At 71.0% G+C, this 15,405-nt stretch carries 14 protein-coding genes; 1 reads left to right on the forward strand and 13 read right to left on the reverse strand.

The features are described from left to right. Positions 1–12: 12 nt before the first annotated feature. The 12 genes from BZZ08_RS21205 to BZZ08_RS21260 form a co-directional block, all read right to left on the reverse strand. Positions 13–1,638, reverse strand: coding sequence for a sensor histidine kinase (locus BZZ08_RS21205; protein ID WP_104633839.1), 1,626 nt, complete (start codon positions 1,636–1,638; stop codon positions 13–15). A 362-nt stretch (positions 1,639–2,000) separates the two neighbouring features. Beyond that, complete coding sequence (locus BZZ08_RS21210) at positions 2,001–4,853, reverse strand: DEAD/DEAH box helicase (protein ID WP_104633840.1); 2,853 nt, start codon at positions 4,851–4,853, stop codon at positions 2,001–2,003. Between the two features lie 66 nt (positions 4,854–4,919). Then, entirely contained in the window at positions 4,920–5,870 is a 951-nt protein-coding gene (tatC, locus tag BZZ08_RS21215) for a twin-arginine translocase subunit TatC (protein WP_104633841.1), read from the reverse strand. Positions 5,871–5,917: 47 nt separating this feature from the next. Continuing rightward, entirely contained in the window at positions 5,918–6,205 is a 288-nt protein-coding gene (gene tatA, locus BZZ08_RS21220; protein ID WP_104633842.1) for a Sec-independent protein translocase subunit TatA, read from the reverse strand. Between the two features lie 277 nt (positions 6,206–6,482). Next, the gene (locus BZZ08_RS21225; RefSeq protein ID WP_059299654.1) at positions 6,483–6,677 is read right to left on the reverse strand and encodes a hypothetical protein; all 195 of its coding nucleotides are present in this window, start codon (positions 6,675–6,677) and stop codon (positions 6,483–6,485) included. Positions 6,678–6,687: 10 nt separating this feature from the next. Further along, entirely contained in the window at positions 6,688–7,011 is a 324-nt protein-coding gene (locus tag BZZ08_RS21230) for a hypothetical protein (protein ID WP_104633843.1), read from the reverse strand. Further along, complete coding sequence (locus BZZ08_RS21235) at positions 7,008–8,096, reverse strand: helix-turn-helix transcriptional regulator (RefSeq protein ID WP_104633844.1); 1,089 nt, start codon at positions 8,094–8,096, stop codon at positions 7,008–7,010. Before BZZ08_RS21235 ends, BZZ08_RS21230 begins: the two co-directional genes overlap by 4 nt. Positions 8,097–8,114: 18 nt before the next feature. Beyond that, on the reverse strand, positions 8,115–9,068 hold the full coding sequence (locus BZZ08_RS21240; RefSeq protein WP_104633845.1) for a helix-turn-helix transcriptional regulator: 954 nt from the start codon (positions 9,066–9,068) through the stop codon (positions 8,115–8,117). 137 nt (positions 9,069–9,205) lie between these two features. Beyond that, complete coding sequence (locus tag BZZ08_RS21245; protein WP_064727030.1) at positions 9,206–9,577, reverse strand: FKBP-type peptidyl-prolyl cis-trans isomerase; 372 nt, start codon at positions 9,575–9,577, stop codon at positions 9,206–9,208. Positions 9,578–9,637: 60 nt separating this feature from the next. Next, positions 9,638–10,645, reverse strand: coding sequence for an FKBP-type peptidyl-prolyl cis-trans isomerase (locus BZZ08_RS21250; RefSeq protein ID WP_104633846.1), 1,008 nt, complete (start codon positions 10,643–10,645; stop codon positions 9,638–9,640). Positions 10,646–10,809: 164 nt separating this feature from the next. Continuing rightward, positions 10,810–12,171, reverse strand: a complete 1,362-nt coding sequence (gene pafA, locus BZZ08_RS21255) for a Pup--protein ligase (protein ID WP_003977186.1) — start codon at positions 12,169–12,171, stop codon at positions 10,810–10,812. A gap of 9 nt (positions 12,172–12,180) precedes the next feature. Beyond that, the gene (locus tag BZZ08_RS21260) at positions 12,181–13,440 is read right to left on the reverse strand and encodes an MFS transporter (RefSeq protein WP_104633847.1); all 1,260 of its coding nucleotides are present in this window, start codon (positions 13,438–13,440) and stop codon (positions 12,181–12,183) included. A 104-nt stretch (positions 13,441–13,544) separates the two neighbouring features. Here BZZ08_RS21260 and BZZ08_RS21265 point away from each other — a divergent pair, with 104 nt between their 5' ends. Then, positions 13,545–14,555 (forward strand): LacI family DNA-binding transcriptional regulator, encoded by a 1,011-nt coding sequence (locus tag BZZ08_RS21265; protein WP_198601607.1) that lies wholly within the window; start codon positions 13,545–13,547, stop codon positions 14,553–14,555. 34 nt (positions 14,556–14,589) lie between these two features. On the opposite strand, the gene prcA is transcribed toward BZZ08_RS21265, so the two are convergent. Next, positions 14,590–15,348 carry a proteasome subunit alpha gene (gene prcA / locus BZZ08_RS21270; protein ID WP_104633849.1) on the reverse strand — a complete coding sequence of 253 codons (759 nt, stop codon included), beginning with the start codon at positions 15,346–15,348 and terminating at the stop codon, positions 14,590–14,592. Positions 15,349–15,405: the final 57 nt, after the last annotated feature.

The raw sequence follows: 15,405 nt of genomic DNA on the forward strand, positions 1-15,405 counted from the left end.
CTTGCTGCTCGATCACTTGAGGTTCCCCTCGTCGTCTGCCGGGGCGTGGGCCGGCTCACTGCTGCTGGACTGCTGGTGGGCCTGGGTCGTGCCCGGGTGCTGCTTGAGCCCCTCCCAGAAGGCGCCGATGAAGTGGCCCGGCGGCAGGCCGCCCTGGTCCTTGTCCTGCGCGGGCTCCGGCTCGGCGGGCGCCGGGATGCCGTTGCGGGCGCGCTCGGCGGCCTGGCGGGCCTCGCGTTCGGCGTCCTCCCGCTCCCACGCCGCCTGCTCGGCCAGGCGCTGGCTGAGTGGCATCTTGACCCGGCTGCGGCGCTGCGGGAGTCCGCCGGCCGTCCACTCGGTCACCTCGGGGACGTCGTCCTCCAGGGAGACGTTGGCGGGGATCCGGGGGCTGGTGGGACGGCGCTTCTTGGGCTTGCGCTCCGGTCCGGGCAGGGCGTCGGGCCCGGGCGTGGGGATCGAGGTGGCGCCGATGCCGTGGGCGAGGCCGACACCGGGCTCGGTGGTCATCATCTTGCTGGGGACGATGAGGATGGCGCGGACGCCGCCGTAGGCGGAGGCGCGCAGCGAGACGTCCATGCCGAACTGGGTGCACAGCCGGCCGACCACGGACAGGCCCAGGCGCGGGTGGTGGGCGAGGTCCTGCACGTCGGTGCCGCGCTTGGCCTGCTCGAGCAGGCCCTCGATGCGGCCGCGGGACTCCTCGCTGAGGCTGACGCCGGCGTCCTCGATCTCGATGCACACACCGCTCTGCACCTCGGTCGCGGTGACGTGCACCTTGGCCGCGGGCGGCGAGTAGCGGGTGGCGTTGTCGAGGAGTTCGGCCGCCGCGTGGATGACCGGTTCGACGGCGGTGCCCTTGATGTTGACCTTGGCGATGGAGGCCAGGTTGATCCGGCGGTACTCCAGGATCCGGGACATGGCGCCGCGCAGCACGCTGTACAGGGCGACCGGCTCGGGCCACTGGCGGCCGGGCCGGCCGCCGCCGATCACGGAGATGGAGTCGGCGAGGCGGCCGATCAGCGAGGTGCCGTGGTCGATGCGCAGGAGGTCGTCGAAGACCTCGGGGTTGCGCCCGTGGTCCTCCTCCATCTCGCGCAGTTCCTTCTGCTGCTGGTGGACGATCGCCTGGACACGGCGGGCGATGTCGACGAAGGAGCGCTCGGCGGACTCGCGCATGGCGTCCTCGTGGTCGACGATCTCGCAGACCATGCGGACCAGCTTGCGCTGGGGCTCGCCGAGTTCGGCGTAGGTGGGGTCCACCTCGCCCAGGCGGTTCATCATCTCGCGGGGCGTGGCGCCCCGGCGCATGTGGCGCAGGACGGTCGGGATGACCTCGGCCCCGAGGCGGACCATCTCCTCGTGGTGTCCGGCGGCCCGGTGTTCCAGATACGCGGTGTGACGGGCGTGCTCGGCGCGCAGGGTCCGCAGCGCGCGGCCGCGGCGCACCGCTTCGGCGCCCGCGGCGATCACCAGGACGGTGGCGACGGCACCGCACAGGCCGACGGCGAGCCGGGCCGGTTCCGTCACGAGGGCGACGGCGGCCCCGGTGGCCGCGGCCATCAGTATGGCCGGCAGCAACAGCGTTCGCGCGTAGGGAAGTTCACGGCGACCTGGAGGGGAATCAACACTCACCATGTAGGCCCTCTGAAAACGAATCGGCGGGGATGGGGGAGCTTGCGGCGGGGTATGTCTGGGAGTTGTCGGGATCTTCGGCGCATTGGGAACAAGCGCGCGAATACACCTCAACTCGGTGCGCTGCGGGCGAGCTTAGTCCGGGGGGATCATCGCCGTGTCATATTCGGCAAGCACCTGAAACGGGCGCGGGGACTGGAGTATGGTCGGGCCCATTTGCACGCCGGGGAGTCATTCGAACACATGGAGTAATGCCTCACGGGTGCTCGAAAATCACTCACCGTGATGAGGGAAAAGAGGCGCCGGGCCTCCGGAACGCGCGACGGCCCGGCGGGATGTCCCGCCGGGCCGTGCTGGGGCGGGGGTCAGCCCACGGACGAGTAGGCGACCACCCCGCGCAGCAGTTCCTCGACCGCCTTGCGCGCGTTCTTCGGGACGGTGGAGCCGTCGCCGGGCGCGGCGGCCGAGATCTGGCCCAGGACGTCGATGACCTGCTTGCACCAGCGCACGAAGTCACCGGCCGGCATCTCCACCTCGCGCAGCACCTCGTCGAGGCCCTTGCCGGAGGCCCACATGTACGCCGCCCAGGCGAAGCCGAGGTCCGGCTCGCGCTGGCCGACCCCCTCGGTCTGGCTGATCCGGAAGTCCTCCTCCAGGGCGTCCAGGCGCCCCCAGATGCGGACCGTCTCGCCGAGCGCGGCCTTCGCCCTGCCCGAGGGCACCTTCGGCGCCATCGCGTCGTCGGCGACCCGGGACTCGAAGACCAGCGCCGAGACGCAGGCGGCCAGCTCGGCCGGGGACAGCCCTTCCCACACGCCCTCGCGCAGGCACTCGCTGGCGAGCAGGTCCAGCTCGCCGTAGAGCCGGGCCAGGCGCTTGCCGTGCTCGGTGACCTCGTCGCCGCGCAGGTAGTCCAGCTCGGTCAGCAGGGCGACGATCCGGTCGAAGGTGCGGGCGATGGTGTTCGTCCGGCCCTCGATGCGGCGCTCCAGCTGCGAGGTGTCGCGCAGCAGCCGGTGGTAGCGCTCGGCCCAGCGGGCGTGGTCCTCCCGGTCGTCGCAGCCGTGGCAGGGGTGGGCGCGGATCGCCTTGCGCAGCCGGGCGATCTCCCGGTCGTCGGCGGCCTGGGAACGCTTCTTGCGGGCCCGCTCGGGCGGGATGTGCCCGGCCTTGGTGCGCAGCGCGGAGGCCAGGTCGCGGCGGGACTGCGGGGAGCGCGGGTTGAAGGACTTGGGGATCCGCATCCGGTCCAGCGCCTCGACCGGCACCGGGAAGTCGATCGACGCCAGCCGCTTGACCTGCCGCTCGGCCGTCAGCACCAGCGGGCGGGGCCCGTCGTGGTGGTCGAAGCCCCGGTGGCCGTTGGACCGACCGGCGGGCAGCCCCGGGTCGAGGACCAGGGCGAGGCCCGCGTACTTGCCGGTGGGCACGTGGATGACGTCGCCCGGCTTCAGCTTCTCCAGCGCCACGGCGGCCTCGGCACGCCGCTGGTCGGCGCCCTGCCGGGCCAGCTCCTGCTCGCGGTCCTTCAGCTCGCGGCGCAGCCGGGCGTACGCGTCGAAGTCGCCGAGGTGGCAGGTCATGGAGGCCTTGTAGCCCTCCAGGCCCTCCTCGTTGCGCTGCACCTGACGGGAGATGCCGACGACCGACTTGTCCGCCTGGAACTGCGCGAACGACGTCTCCAGCAGCTCCCGCGAGCGGTGCCGGCCGAACTGCTCGACCAGGTTGACCGCCATGTTGTACGACGGCTTGAAGCTGGAGCGCAGCGGATACGTGCGGGTGCCGGCCAGCCCCGCGAGGTGCTCGGGGTTCATGCCGCGATGCCACAGCACCACGGCGTGTCCCTCGACGTCGATGCCGCGGCGGCCGGCCCGGCCGGTGAGCTGGGTGAACTCGCCGGGGGTGATGTCGGCGTGCTGCTCGCCGTTCCACTTGACGAGCTTCTCCAGCACGACCGAGCGGGCGGGCATGTTGATGCCGAGGGCGAGGGTCTCGGTCGCGAAGACGGCCTTCACGAGACCGCGCACGAACAGCTCCTCGACGACCTCCTTGAAGGTGGGCAGCATGCCCGCGTGGTGGGCGGCGATGCCGCGCTCCAGTCCCTCCAGCCACTCGTAGTAGCCCAGGACGTGCAGGTCCTCGCGGGGGATGGAGGCGGTCCGCTCCTCGACGAGGGCCCGCACCCGCTCCCGGGCGCCCTCGTCGTTGAGCCGGAGGCCCGCGTACAGGCACTGCTGGACGGCGGCCTCGCAGCCGGCCCGGCTGAAGATGAAGGTGATCGCGGGCAGCAGCCCCTCGGAGTCCAGCCGCTCGATGACCTCGGGGCGGCTCGGCGTCCACACCCGCGAGCGCTGTCTGCGCTCCCGCTCGCGGTCGGCCTCCTTCATGGCGCGGCCGCGCCTGCGGTCCTGGTAGGACGGGCGGCTGGCCTCCAGGCGCGCCATGCGCGTGAGGTCGGGGTTGACGGCCTTCTTGTGGCCCTCGGCCTCCTCGAACAGGTCGTACATCCGGCGCCCGGCCAGCACGTGCTGGAACAGCGGCACGGGCCGGTGCTCGGAGACGATCACCTGGGTGTCGCCGCGCACGGTGTCGAGCCAGTCGCCGAACTCCTCCGCGTTCGACACGGTCGCCGAGAGTGACACCAGGGTCACGGACTCGGGGAGGTGGATGATCACCTCCTCCCAGACGGCGCCGCGGAACCGGTCGGAGAGGTAGTGCACCTCGTCCATGACCACGTGGCCGAGGCCGAGGAGGGTCTGCGAGCCCGCGTACAGCATGTTCCGCAGGACCTCGGTGGTCATCACGACCACCGGGGCGTCGGAGTTCACGCTGTTGTCGCCGGTGAGCAGGCCCACCCGGTCGCTGCCGTAGCGGCGGCACAGGTCGGCGTACTTCTGGTTCGACAGGGCCTTGATGGGTGTCGTGTAGAAGCACTTCCTGCCCTGCTGGAGGGCGAGGTGGACGGCGAACTCGCCGACGATGGTCTTGCCGGAACCGGTGGGCGCGGCCACCAGCACGCCCTTGCCCGCCTCGAGCGCCTGACAGGCCTCGATCTGGAAGGGGTCGAGGCCGAAGTCGTACATCTCGCGGAAGGAGGCGAGCGCGGTGGCCTGCTCGGCAGCGCGCTGACGGGCTGCCGCGTACCGCTCGGCCGGTAAGAGATCCTCTGTCATCGTGCTTTCGAGCGTACCGGCCCGCACTGACAACCGGACGATCATTATCGGGATCGGCTGTCTGGGGGCTCCGGGGGGCGGCGACGCCTGCCGTCACCGCCCCGGCGGTCCTCAGGTCACGTCGTCGTAGCCGTTGACCCGGTCCTTCGTGGCCTGCTCGGGCAGGGCACGGGCGGTGGTCACGGGCTCGACCTCGCCGATGTCCTCAGGGGTGAGGTCCAGGTCGGAGGCCTCGTCGTCATCGGGTTCGAGGGCCTCGCGGCGGGCCTTGCGGCGGTCGTTCAGCAGGGAGACGGTGACCGCGGCGAAGTACAGGACCCAGATCGGCCCGGCCAGCATGAGCATGGTCAGCGGGTCCGTGCTGGGCGTGGCGATGGCCGCGAACAGGGTGATCCCCATGATCATCGCGCGCCACCAGCCGAGCATCCGCCTGCCGGTCAGCACCCCGGTGAAGTTGAGCATCACCAGCAGCAGCGGCAGCTCGAAGGAGAGACCGAAGACCAGGACCATGCGCGTGACGAGATCGAGCAGCTCGTCCAGGGGCAGCAGGTTGTCGACGTCGCTCGGGGTGAACTCGATCAGGACCTTCGCCGAGGTGGGCAGCACCGCGTAGGCGAAGTAGGCGCCGATGAGGAACAGCGGGGCGCCGGTGGCGACGAACGCGTAGGCGTACTTCTTCTCGTTCCTGTGCAGGCCCGGGGCGACGAACGCCCACAGCTGGTAGAGCCAGACCGGCGAGGCGAGCACCACACCGGCCGTCAGAGAGACCTTCAGCGCCAGGGTAAAGGGGCCGAGCAGGCCGTTGATGGTGATCTGCGCGCACGGTTCCGAGCCGGCCTTCGCCTCGGCCAGCTCGCCGAACGACTTCTCACAGCCGACCGACTTGAGGATCGGCTCGGTGAGGAAGTTGATGATCTCCTGATAGAAGAAGGCGGCGACCACCGTGACGACGACGACGGCCAGCAGCGCCTTCGCGAGCCGGTTGCGGAGCTCACGAAGGTGCTCCGCGAGCGGCATCCGCCCCTCGGGATCCTTCTCCTTGTTGCGGGCAGGCTTCAGCAACCCACGTTCCCATCTCGTGCGGCGGGCCGGAGGTCACCGGCCCTGCGTCAGCGCTTGGTCGTGTCCGTCGGCTCGGTGACCGGCCGGGAGCTGGTCACGTCGCCGGGGGCGGCCTGGATGGTGCGCTGCGCCGCGGACTGCTCGGGGGTGGGCGGGTCGGCGGGGGCGGCCTCGTCGGACTTGGCCTCGTTCTTCATGGCCTTGGCCTCGCTCTTGAGGATGCGCGCCGACTTGCCGAGCGACCGCGCCATGTCCGGAAGCTTCTTCGCGCCGAACAGCAGGATGATGACGACGAGGATGAGAATGATCTCGGGGGCGCCGAGCCTTCCGAACATAAGTCTTTACCTTCTCACCGAGGCGGCTGGGTGGGTGCTGTCCGACCGGCCGGACATACGTCCGATCGATCGTCTTGTGCAGCGATCGTAACGCTCAGGGGTGAACGTGAGGCAATCCCCGTGCGTACTCCCGTCCGCGACCGGGCCTCGTTTTCCTGGCCGCGACCAGCAGCGTACCGCCCGGGGCCGGTGAGGTGACAGGGCGAAGTGTCCCAAAACGTAACTCACACCGGCCCGTCGGGTCACCGGCGCCACTTCCCGGCGGAATCCAGGGTGTTCACAGGGCGTCCACGGCCCGGGCGGCGCTCTCGGTCGCGCGCTCCAGGTCCTCCGCGGCCCGGCTGATCCGGCGGGTGGAGTCCGTCACCTGCCGGCCGAGGCGCTGCGCCTCCACGAACACCTTCACGGCGAACACCGCGAGGACGGCAAGACCCAGGAAACCCACGGCAACCGCGAACATCGGCCAGAACATGACGTCGAGACTAGACCGTCGAGTGCAGCCGCAGGGTCCTGACCCCACCGCCGGTGAGCAGCTCCACGACCCGCTCCCCCGCCGGCTTGCGCACGGCCGACCCGCACTCGGGGCAGGTGAACGAGTAGAAGGTGGTGCGGCTCGTGGCGCCGATGGCCAGGCGCAGGGCGCTCGCGGCGAGTTCGAAACGGCCCCGGCAGTCCGGGCAGCCCGCCTTGAACACGACCGGTGACACGCGTCTCATGCCGGCGAACGCGGTCGCCGCCGTCATGCCCGGCCCGGACGACGGCCCGGACGGCCCGGACGGCCCGCACGGTCCCAGGGGGTCGCTCACAGTGCTCGCTCCTGCCTGTCGTGCTGCCCGTCGACCGCCCCGGCGCCCCGGCGCGCCCCGGCCCCGGTGACCGTCTCCGCCCCGCCCGGCGCCCCGGCCGCCTCGATCCCGTCGTACGCGGTCAGCGCCTCACGGGCGGCCTGCCGGGCGCTGTCGGCGAGCGCGGACGGGGAGACGATCCGGCCGTCGCGGCCGAGCCGCAGCGCCAGCCGCCGCAGGGAGGCGGGGTCGGGGGTGCGCAGAGTGATACGCAGACCGCCGTCGGGAAGTTCATCCGCGCTGTCGTGCGGGTAGTACTCGGCGACCCAGCGGCCGCCCGGGCCGACCTCCACGACGACCTCGGGGTCCTCCGCGGCGGGCTGCACCAGCCCTTCCGACAGGTCCCGCAGCTCCACCTCCGGCGGTGCGGAGGGCTCGTCCAGGATGCGGATCTCGGCGACCCGGTCGAGCCGGAAGGTGCGCCGGGCCTCGGAGCGGCGGCACCACGCCTCCACATACGTGTGCCCGACGCTGACCAGGCGGATGGGGTCGATCTCGCGCTCGGTGACCTCGTCGCGGGCCGGCGAGTAGTACCGGATCCACAGCCGGCGGCGCTCCGAGATGGCCCGGTCGACGTCGGCGAAGACACCGCCCTCGGACTCGAAGGTGACGGACAGCCGCGAGCTGGCACCGGCGGCATCGCCGGCCGACGTCTCCACCTTCGCGGTCGCCCGCAGCAGCGCCTGCCGGTCGCTCTCGCGCAGCCCCGGCAGGGTCGCCACGGCCCGGGCGGCCACGAGCAGCGCGGTGGCCTCGTCGGCGGCCAGCCGCAGCGGCTCCGCGGCGTCCGCGCCGAGCGCGGCCGGGTTGTGCCACCAGATGCGCTCGCCGTCGGTGTCGATGTCCAGCAGATCGCCGCCCCGGAAGCTGGTCCCGCACATCGGGAGCACGTCGAGGTCGGAGACCAGCTCGTCCTCGGTGATGCCGAAGGCGCGCGCCACGTCCTCGACCCGGGCTCCGGGGCGCTCACGCAGATACGTCACCAGGGACAGCATCCGTCGGGTCTGGTCGATGGCGTTCACGGGCCTGACCGGTTTGCCTGCCACTGTGTTGTCCGCTCCCCCTCAGCCCTTGGCCACGGCACGCAGCCGGTCCACCACGTCCGCACGCAGCTCGGCGGGCTCCAGCACCACCACGTCCGGCCCGAACTCCACCAGCCAGGCGTCCAGGCCGTGCCCGTACGGAATCTCCAACTCGTCCCAGCCGTCACCGAGTTCCCGCACCCCGGTGGCCTTCGCCCGAAGGGGGTACCCGGCGCCCGCGCGCAGCCGGATCAGCGCGGAACGGTCGGCGCTCTCCCCCGCCCAGCTCGCGACCGTCTCCCGGACGGTGACGACGTCGGGCACCGGTGCGGTGAAACGCGATCCGCGCGAGCGCACCTTCCCCGTGATCCGCGACAGCCGGAACACCCGCTCGGCACCCCGGTCGCGGTCGAAGCCCGCCAGGTACCAGTGGCCGCGCCAGCACTCCAGCGCCCACGGCTCCACGTGCCGGGGCTCGGGCTGGGCGGCATTGGCCTTGCGGTAGTCGAAGACGACCGGCCGGCGGTCGCGGCAGGCCAGCATCAGCGGCTCGAAGGCCGCCTCGTGCACCGGGATGCGGGGCTCCAGCGCGCTGTGCGCCTCGTACGGATCGACGTCCTCGGGCAGGCCGGCCGCCCGCAGCTTCTGCAGCGCGCCGCTCGCGGCACCGGCGAGCCGGGCCTGCTGCCACACCTTCGCGGCCAGCCCGAGGGCGGCGGCCTCCTCGGCGTCCAGGGTGATGGGCGGCAGCCGGTTGCTGTCCCGTCGGGCCAGGTAGCCGATCTCGCCGTCCAGGCTCTCCACGGTCTCGATGACCAGTCCGAGTTCGCGCAGGTCGTCCTTGTCGCGCTCGAACATGCGGTTGAAGGAGTCGTCGGACCCCGCCTCGAGGTAGGCCTCGACGGACTCGCGCAGCTCACGCTTGCTGAGTGGCCGCCGCGTCCCGAGCAGACACAGCGCCAGGTTCATCAGCCGCTCGGCCTTGGCAATGGCCATCGACGCCCTTCTCCCTATGGTGCTTACGACGGATGACCGTACCGCCCCGCGGTGGCGCGGCAAAAGCCGAGGGCCCATGCCCGGACAGGCATGGACCCCAGGTGACCGGCTCCGATCGCCGGCCGCTCGTACTTCGATCAGACTCCGAGCAGATCGACCACGAAGATCAGCGTCGAGCCGGGCGGGATCGCCGGGGTCGGGCTCTGGTCGCCGTACGCGAGGTGCGCCGGGATGGTCAGCTGGCGGCGGCCGCCGACCTTCATGCCCTGCACGCCCTGGTCCCAGCCCGCGATGACGCGGCCGCCACCGAGCGGGAAGCGGAACGGCGTACCGCGGTTCCAGCTGGCGTCGAACTCCTCGCCCGTGCTGAAGGTCACGCCCACATAGTGGACGGTCACGGTCTGACCGGCCTCGGCAACCGGGCCGTCGCCCTCCCAGATGTCCTTGATCTCGAGGTCCGCCGGGGGCTCGCCGCCCGGGAAGTCGACCTCGGGCTTGTCGATGCTCACGTGTTCAGCTCCTGCTTGTCTGCGGAAAGGCAACGGCCCAAGTCTTACATCTCCGAGGCGTCACATCTTCGCGAGGATGTCCACGGAGAAGACCAGCGTGGAGTCCTTCTCGATACCGCTGCCCTCCGGCGGGCTGTCGCCGTAACCCAGGTCCGGCGGGATGACGATGAGGACGCGGCTGCCGACCTTCTTGCCCGTCAGTCCCTGCGCCCAGCCCTTGACGACCTGCTGCAGCGAGAACGACGTCAGCTGCTTCCTGGCGTACGTGGAGTCGAACTCCTTGCCACCGTCCCACAGCACACCCTCGTACTGCACCAGCACACTGTCCTGGGCCCCGACCTCGGCGCCGTCGCCCTCCAGGACGTACTCGGCGGCGAGCTTCTTCGGCGGGTCGGTCTTCGGCACCTCGATGGAGGGCGCCTTGCCGTCGGTGTTGGTGCCGACCTTCGGCAGGGCGGCGTCGTCCTGCGCGACCTTCTTGCCGTCGGCGCTGCTCCGGGCGTTGAAGGTGTCCTGGACGTCGACCACGAACACCAGCGTGTCGTCGCCCTTGATACCCGCCTGCTCGTTGCCCTGCTTCCCGTACCCCCAGGTCGGCGGCACCGAGAACTGGACGCGGCTGCCGGTCTTCTTGCCGGTGAGCGCGTACCGCCAGCCGTCGATGATGCTGCCCTGGGCGAGCTGGATGACCAGAGGGGTCTTGCGGTCGTAGGAGTTGTCGAAGACCTTCGCGCTCTGCCAGACCTGACCGAGGTAGTTCGCCGAGATGAAGTCGTTCTCCGCGACGGCCTTGCCGCCGCCCGCGATGACCGTCTTGACCGCGAGATCCTTGGAGGGCTCGCCACTGCCCTTCGCGACGGTCGGCTTCTCGTCGAACTTCGTCCCCGCCGTGATCGCCGGCAGCGGACCGTCGACGATCTTCGGCGGCGGTGCGGCCGACGAGGCCGACGCGTCGGGCGACGGGCTGTCGCTCGCGTTGCTCGATGAGCCGGAGTCGTCACCGTCACCGCAGGCGGCGAGCGTGACCAGTCCCGCGGGGACGGCGATGAGGAGTGAACGTCGGCGCACGGTGGGGGCCTCGTATCGATATCGGGTCGGTCCTGTTGGCTGGCGTGCGCGCAACTCTACGGCGTGAGAAGGGCACCGCACGGCTAACGTACGGTGCCCGTGTGGCGTTCCGCGCTTTCGCGCGAAGACGCTCCTCTCACCCGTCCGGCCTCATGCCGCCCGGATCACATCCCGGCGATCAGCTTCTCCACCCGGTCGTCCACCGACCGGAACGGGTCCTTGCACAACACGGTGCGCTGCGCCTGGTCGTTCAGCTTGAGGTGGACCCAGTCGACGGTGAAGTCCCGGCGCTGCTCCTGGGCCCGCCGGATGAAGTCGCCGCGCAGCCGGGCCCGAGTGGTCTGCGGCGGAACGGACTTGCCCTCGAAGATCTTCAAGTCGTTGGCGACCCGGGCGGCCTGGCCCTTCTTCTCGAGCAGGTAGTACAGACCACGACGCCGGTGGATGTCGTGGTAGGCGAGGTCTATCTGCGCGACCCGCGGGTGCGACATGGTCATGTTGTGCTTGGCCCGGTACCGCTCCAGCAGCTTGTACTTCATGACCCAGTCGATCTCGGTGCCGATGCGGTCGAGGTCCTCCGCCTCGATCGCGTCCAGCGTGCGGCCCCACAGCTCCAGCACCCGCTCCACGGTGCCCGTGCGGATGCCGCGGCGCTCGCAGAAGTCCACGGCCTTCTCGTAGTACTCCCGCTGCACCTCCAGCGCCGACGCCTCCCGGCCGCTGGCCAGGCGCACCTTGCGGCGCCCGGTGATGTCGTGGCTGACCTCGCGGATCGCCCGGATCGGGTTCTCCAGGGTCAGGTCCCGCATCACCGTGCCCGCCTCGATCATGCGCAGCACCAGGTCGGTGGCGCCGACCTTGAGCAGCATGGTCGTCTCGGACATGTTCGAGTCGCCCACGATGACGTGCAGACGCCGGTAACGCTCGGCGTCGGCGTGCGGCTCGTCGCGCGTGTTGATGATGGGCCGGGACCGGGTCGTCGCCGAGGAGACGCCCTCCCAGATGTGCTCGGCCCGCTGACTGACGCAGTACACGGCACCGCGCGGCGTCTGCAGCACCTTGCCCGCACCGCACAGCAACTGCCGCGTCACCAGGAACGGAATCAGGATGTCCGCGAGCCGCGAGAACTCCCCGTGCCGGGCCACGAGGTAATTCTCGTGGCAGCCGTAGGAGTTGCCGGCGGAGTCGGTGTTGTTCTTGAAGAGGTAGACGTCGCCCGCGATTCCCTCCTCGTGCAGGCGTCGTTCGGCGTCCACCAGGAGTCCTTCGAGAATGCGCTCGCCCGCCTTGTCGTGGGTGACGAGCTCGGTCACGTTGTCACATTCGGGTGTCGCGTATTCCGGATGTGATCCCACGTCGAGATAGAGGCGGGCCCCGTTGCGCAGAAAGACATTGCTGCTGCGGCCCCATGACACGACACGGCGGAAGAGGTACCGCGCCACCTCGTCAGGCGACAGGCGGCGCTGTCCCCTGAACGTGCACGTGACGCCGTACTCGTTCTCCAGCCCGAAAATGCGGCGGTCCATGACTGAACATTACGCCTGATGACCCGAACTGAAACGGGGTTCGACGGCACGGTTTGGATCATTTTCCGATGAAGCCGCAACCACCGCTCCCCGCGCGGGAGCTGCGAGGACCCGCCCGGTGCACGCCAGCACCAGCAGCGAGACGCCCCCCGCCGCCCCCGGCACCGCGAAGCCCCACAGCGCCCCACCGTGCTCCACGACGGGCCCCGCCAGGCCGGTGCCCACCGACGCGCCCACGGTGAACGTCGTCACCAGCCACGAGAACGCCTCCGTCACCGTCCCCCGCGGCGCGTGCACGTCGACGAGCACGAACGCGCAGGCGATGCACGGCGCCAGGAAGACACCCGCGAGCACCGTGAGCAGCACCATGGCCACCGCGCCCGGCATCAGCAGCAACGGCAGGTAGCAGACCGCCAGCAGGGCCACCAGCATCCGCAGCCGCCGCGCCGGCTCGCCGGTCCACCGCCGCGCCCCGTAGACCGCTCCCCCGGCCAGCGCACCGAGCCCCAGCGCGGCCATCAGCCACCCGTACACGGCGTCACCCCCGTGGTCGTCGGCGTACGGCACCGAGGCCACCGTGATGGACCCGAGCGCCATCCCGATGAACAGGAACGCCCCCAGCAGCGCCAGCAGCCCGCCCGAGCGCAGCGCGCCCAGCCAGTGCGCCTCCCGCGGCGCCGACCGCCACGCCCGCGAGGGCGGCGACACGGCCACGGACAGCGCGCCCAGCACACCGACAGCGTTCAGCACGAGCAGCGCCGCCTGCGGCGACCACAGGGACACGCACACCGTCACCAGCAGCGGCCCGACGGTGAACATGACCTCCTGCGCCACGGCGTCCATCGCGTACGCCGTGTGCACCTGGTCCTCCTCGCCCAGCACACTCGGCCACAACGCCCGCAGCCCGCCCTCCAGCGGCGGCGTGAACAGCCCGGCCGCCCCCACGGCCCCGTAGGCGAGCACGGCCGTCCCGGTGCCCGCGAAGGCGAACACGGCCATCGCCAGCGCCGACAGCACCGCGGCCGGCAACTGCACCCGCGGCTGCCCGTGCAGATCCACCAGCCGACCCAGCACCGGCTGCCCCACGGCGTTGGCGACGCCGTACACCGCGGCCAGCGCCCCCGCGAGGCTGTAGGAACCACCCTCGGCCCGCACGAACAGCACGATCGCGATCGCCGCGGTGGCGTTCGGCAACCGCCCGACCAGCGTGCCGACGAGCAGCCGCACGGCATGCCGCGCCCGGAGAATGTCCAGATACCCGGCGATCACGACGCACCTCCTTGTCCTCACTCCAGCAAGTGTTACGTATAACTCCTGCCGCCATACGTACCATGTCGCCAGTTCAGCAGTCCAGACGAAAGCGCAGGCGAACGGTGGCACGAGGCAGCACCCGCCCCACGAGCCGGGACGTCGCCCAGGCCGCCGGCGTCTCCCAGGCAGCCGTCTCCCTGGTCCTCGGCGACAAATGGCGCGGCCGCGTCTCCGAACCGACCGCCCAGCGGGTCCGCGACGCCGCCCTGGAACTCGGCTACCGCCCCAACCTGGCCGCACGCAACCTGCGCCTCGGCCGCACCCGCACCGTGCTCCTGGTCGTCCCCGCCCTCACCACCGAGTTCTTCGCGGAGGTCTACACCGGCGCCGCACGCGTCGCCGCCGAACACGGCTTCGGCGTGGTCCTCTACCCCTCACCCGAAGGCGTGGGCCCCGCCCGGGACCCCTTCGCCTCCGCACAGGCCGCCCTCGACGGCGTCATCGCCTCCTCCATGGCCGCCGACGCCCTCTCCGCCATCCGCGGCGACCACCTCCCCCTGGTCATGCTCGACAGCGACCCCGACGGCAGCCTGGGCGCCGCCACCGTCAACCTCGACATCGCCGACGGCATCCGCCAGGTCACCGAACACCTGCTGTCCCTCGGCCACCGCGGCTTCCTCCACCTCGCGGCCGACATCCCGTCCTGGACCTTCGAGGTACGCGCCCGCGAACTGGCCTCACGGCTCGCCGAAGCCCCCGGCACCGAACTGCGCACGATCCGGGCACCCATCTCGATCGAGGGCGCCCAGCGGGCCACGGAGGCCGCCCTCGCCGCGCCCGGGCCCCGGCCCACGGCGCTGGTATGCGACGACGACAAACTCGCGGCCGGCGCCTACAAGGCCGTCCGGCGCGCCGGACTCCGCGTCCCCGACGACCTGTCCGTCACCGGCCTGGACGACCTCGGCCTCGCCACCGCCATCGACCCCGAACTCACCACCGTCCGCCTCGACGCGGAGGCCTTCGGCGAACGGGGCATGCGCGCCCTGCTGGCGGTACTGGAAGGCAGGCCCCCCGAGAAGGGGGACCTGCCGGTCAGCCTGGTCGTACGCGGATCCACGGCAGCGCCGCCGTGAGGTGAGCCGCGGTCGGATGAGCCGAAGGGAGCGCCTACTCCTCGTCCGACCCGGACTCGGTCTCGGTCTCGGTCTCGGCCGACGCGTCCCCCGCACCGGAATCCAGCAGCCGCGACAGCTGGCCGCCCACGATGCGCTTGAACTTGCGCTGCTGCGGACGCGTCCGGTCCAGCACCGCGACCTCCAGCCGCTCCGCCGGAATCTCCCGCTCGGTCCCGTTGGTGTCGCGGGACAGCGCCTGCACCGCCAGCTTCAGCGCCTCGGCCAGCGTCATGCCGTCCCGGTGCCGCTGGTCCAGATACCCGCTGATCTGCTCCGCGTTGCCCCCGACCGCCACCGAACCGTGCTCGTCCACGATCGAACCGTCGTGCGGCAGCCGGTAGATCTGGTCGTTCTCCGGACTGTCACCGACCTCCGCGACGACCAGCTCCACCTCGTACGGCTTCTCGGCCTGACTGGAGAAGATCGTGCCCAGCGTCTGGGCGTACACGTTCGCCAGACCGCGCGCCGTCACATCGTCCCGGTCATAGGTGTAACCCCGCAGGTCGGCGTAGCGCACCCCGCCGATCCGCAGGTTCTCGTACTCGTTGTACTTGCCGGCGGCCGCGAAGCCGATCCGGTCGTAGATCTCGCTGAACTTGTGCAGCGCACGGGACGGATTCTCACCGACGAACACGATGCCGTCGGCGTACTGCAGCACGACCAGGCTGCGACCACGGGCGATGCCCTTGCGGGCGTACTCCGCCCGGTCGGCCATCGCCTGCTGAGGAGATACATAGAACGGCGTCGACACCGGTTATCCGTCCCTTCCTGTCGAAATCACTGGACCACCTGACAACGAAGAACCGCG

The sequence above is a fragment of the Streptomyces sp. MH60 genome, assembly GCF_002939385.1.
GTDB lineage: Bacteria > Actinomycetota > Actinomycetes > Streptomycetales > Streptomycetaceae > Streptomyces.

Coding starts and splice junctions, on each gene's coding strand:
- BZZ08_RS21205 (WP_104633839.1), bottom strand. CDS start 1,638: ATGGTGAGTGTTGATTCCCCTCCAGGTCGCCGTGAACTTCCCTACGCG.
- BZZ08_RS21210 (WP_104633840.1), bottom strand. CDS start 4,853: ATGATCGTCCGGTTGTCAGTGCGGGCCGGTACGCTCGAAAGCACGATG.
- tatA (WP_104633842.1), bottom strand. CDS start 6,205: ATGTTCGGAAGGCTCGGCGCCCCCGAGATCATTCTCATCCTCGTCGTC.
- BZZ08_RS21225 (WP_059299654.1), bottom strand. CDS start 6,677: ATGTTCTGGCCGATGTTCGCGGTTGCCGTGGGTTTCCTGGGTCTTGCC.
- BZZ08_RS21240 (WP_104633845.1), bottom strand. CDS start 9,068: ATGGCCATTGCCAAGGCCGAGCGGCTGATGAACCTGGCGCTGTGTCTG.
- pafA (WP_003977186.1), bottom strand. CDS start 12,171: ATGGACCGCCGCATTTTCGGGCTGGAGAACGAGTACGGCGTCACGTGC.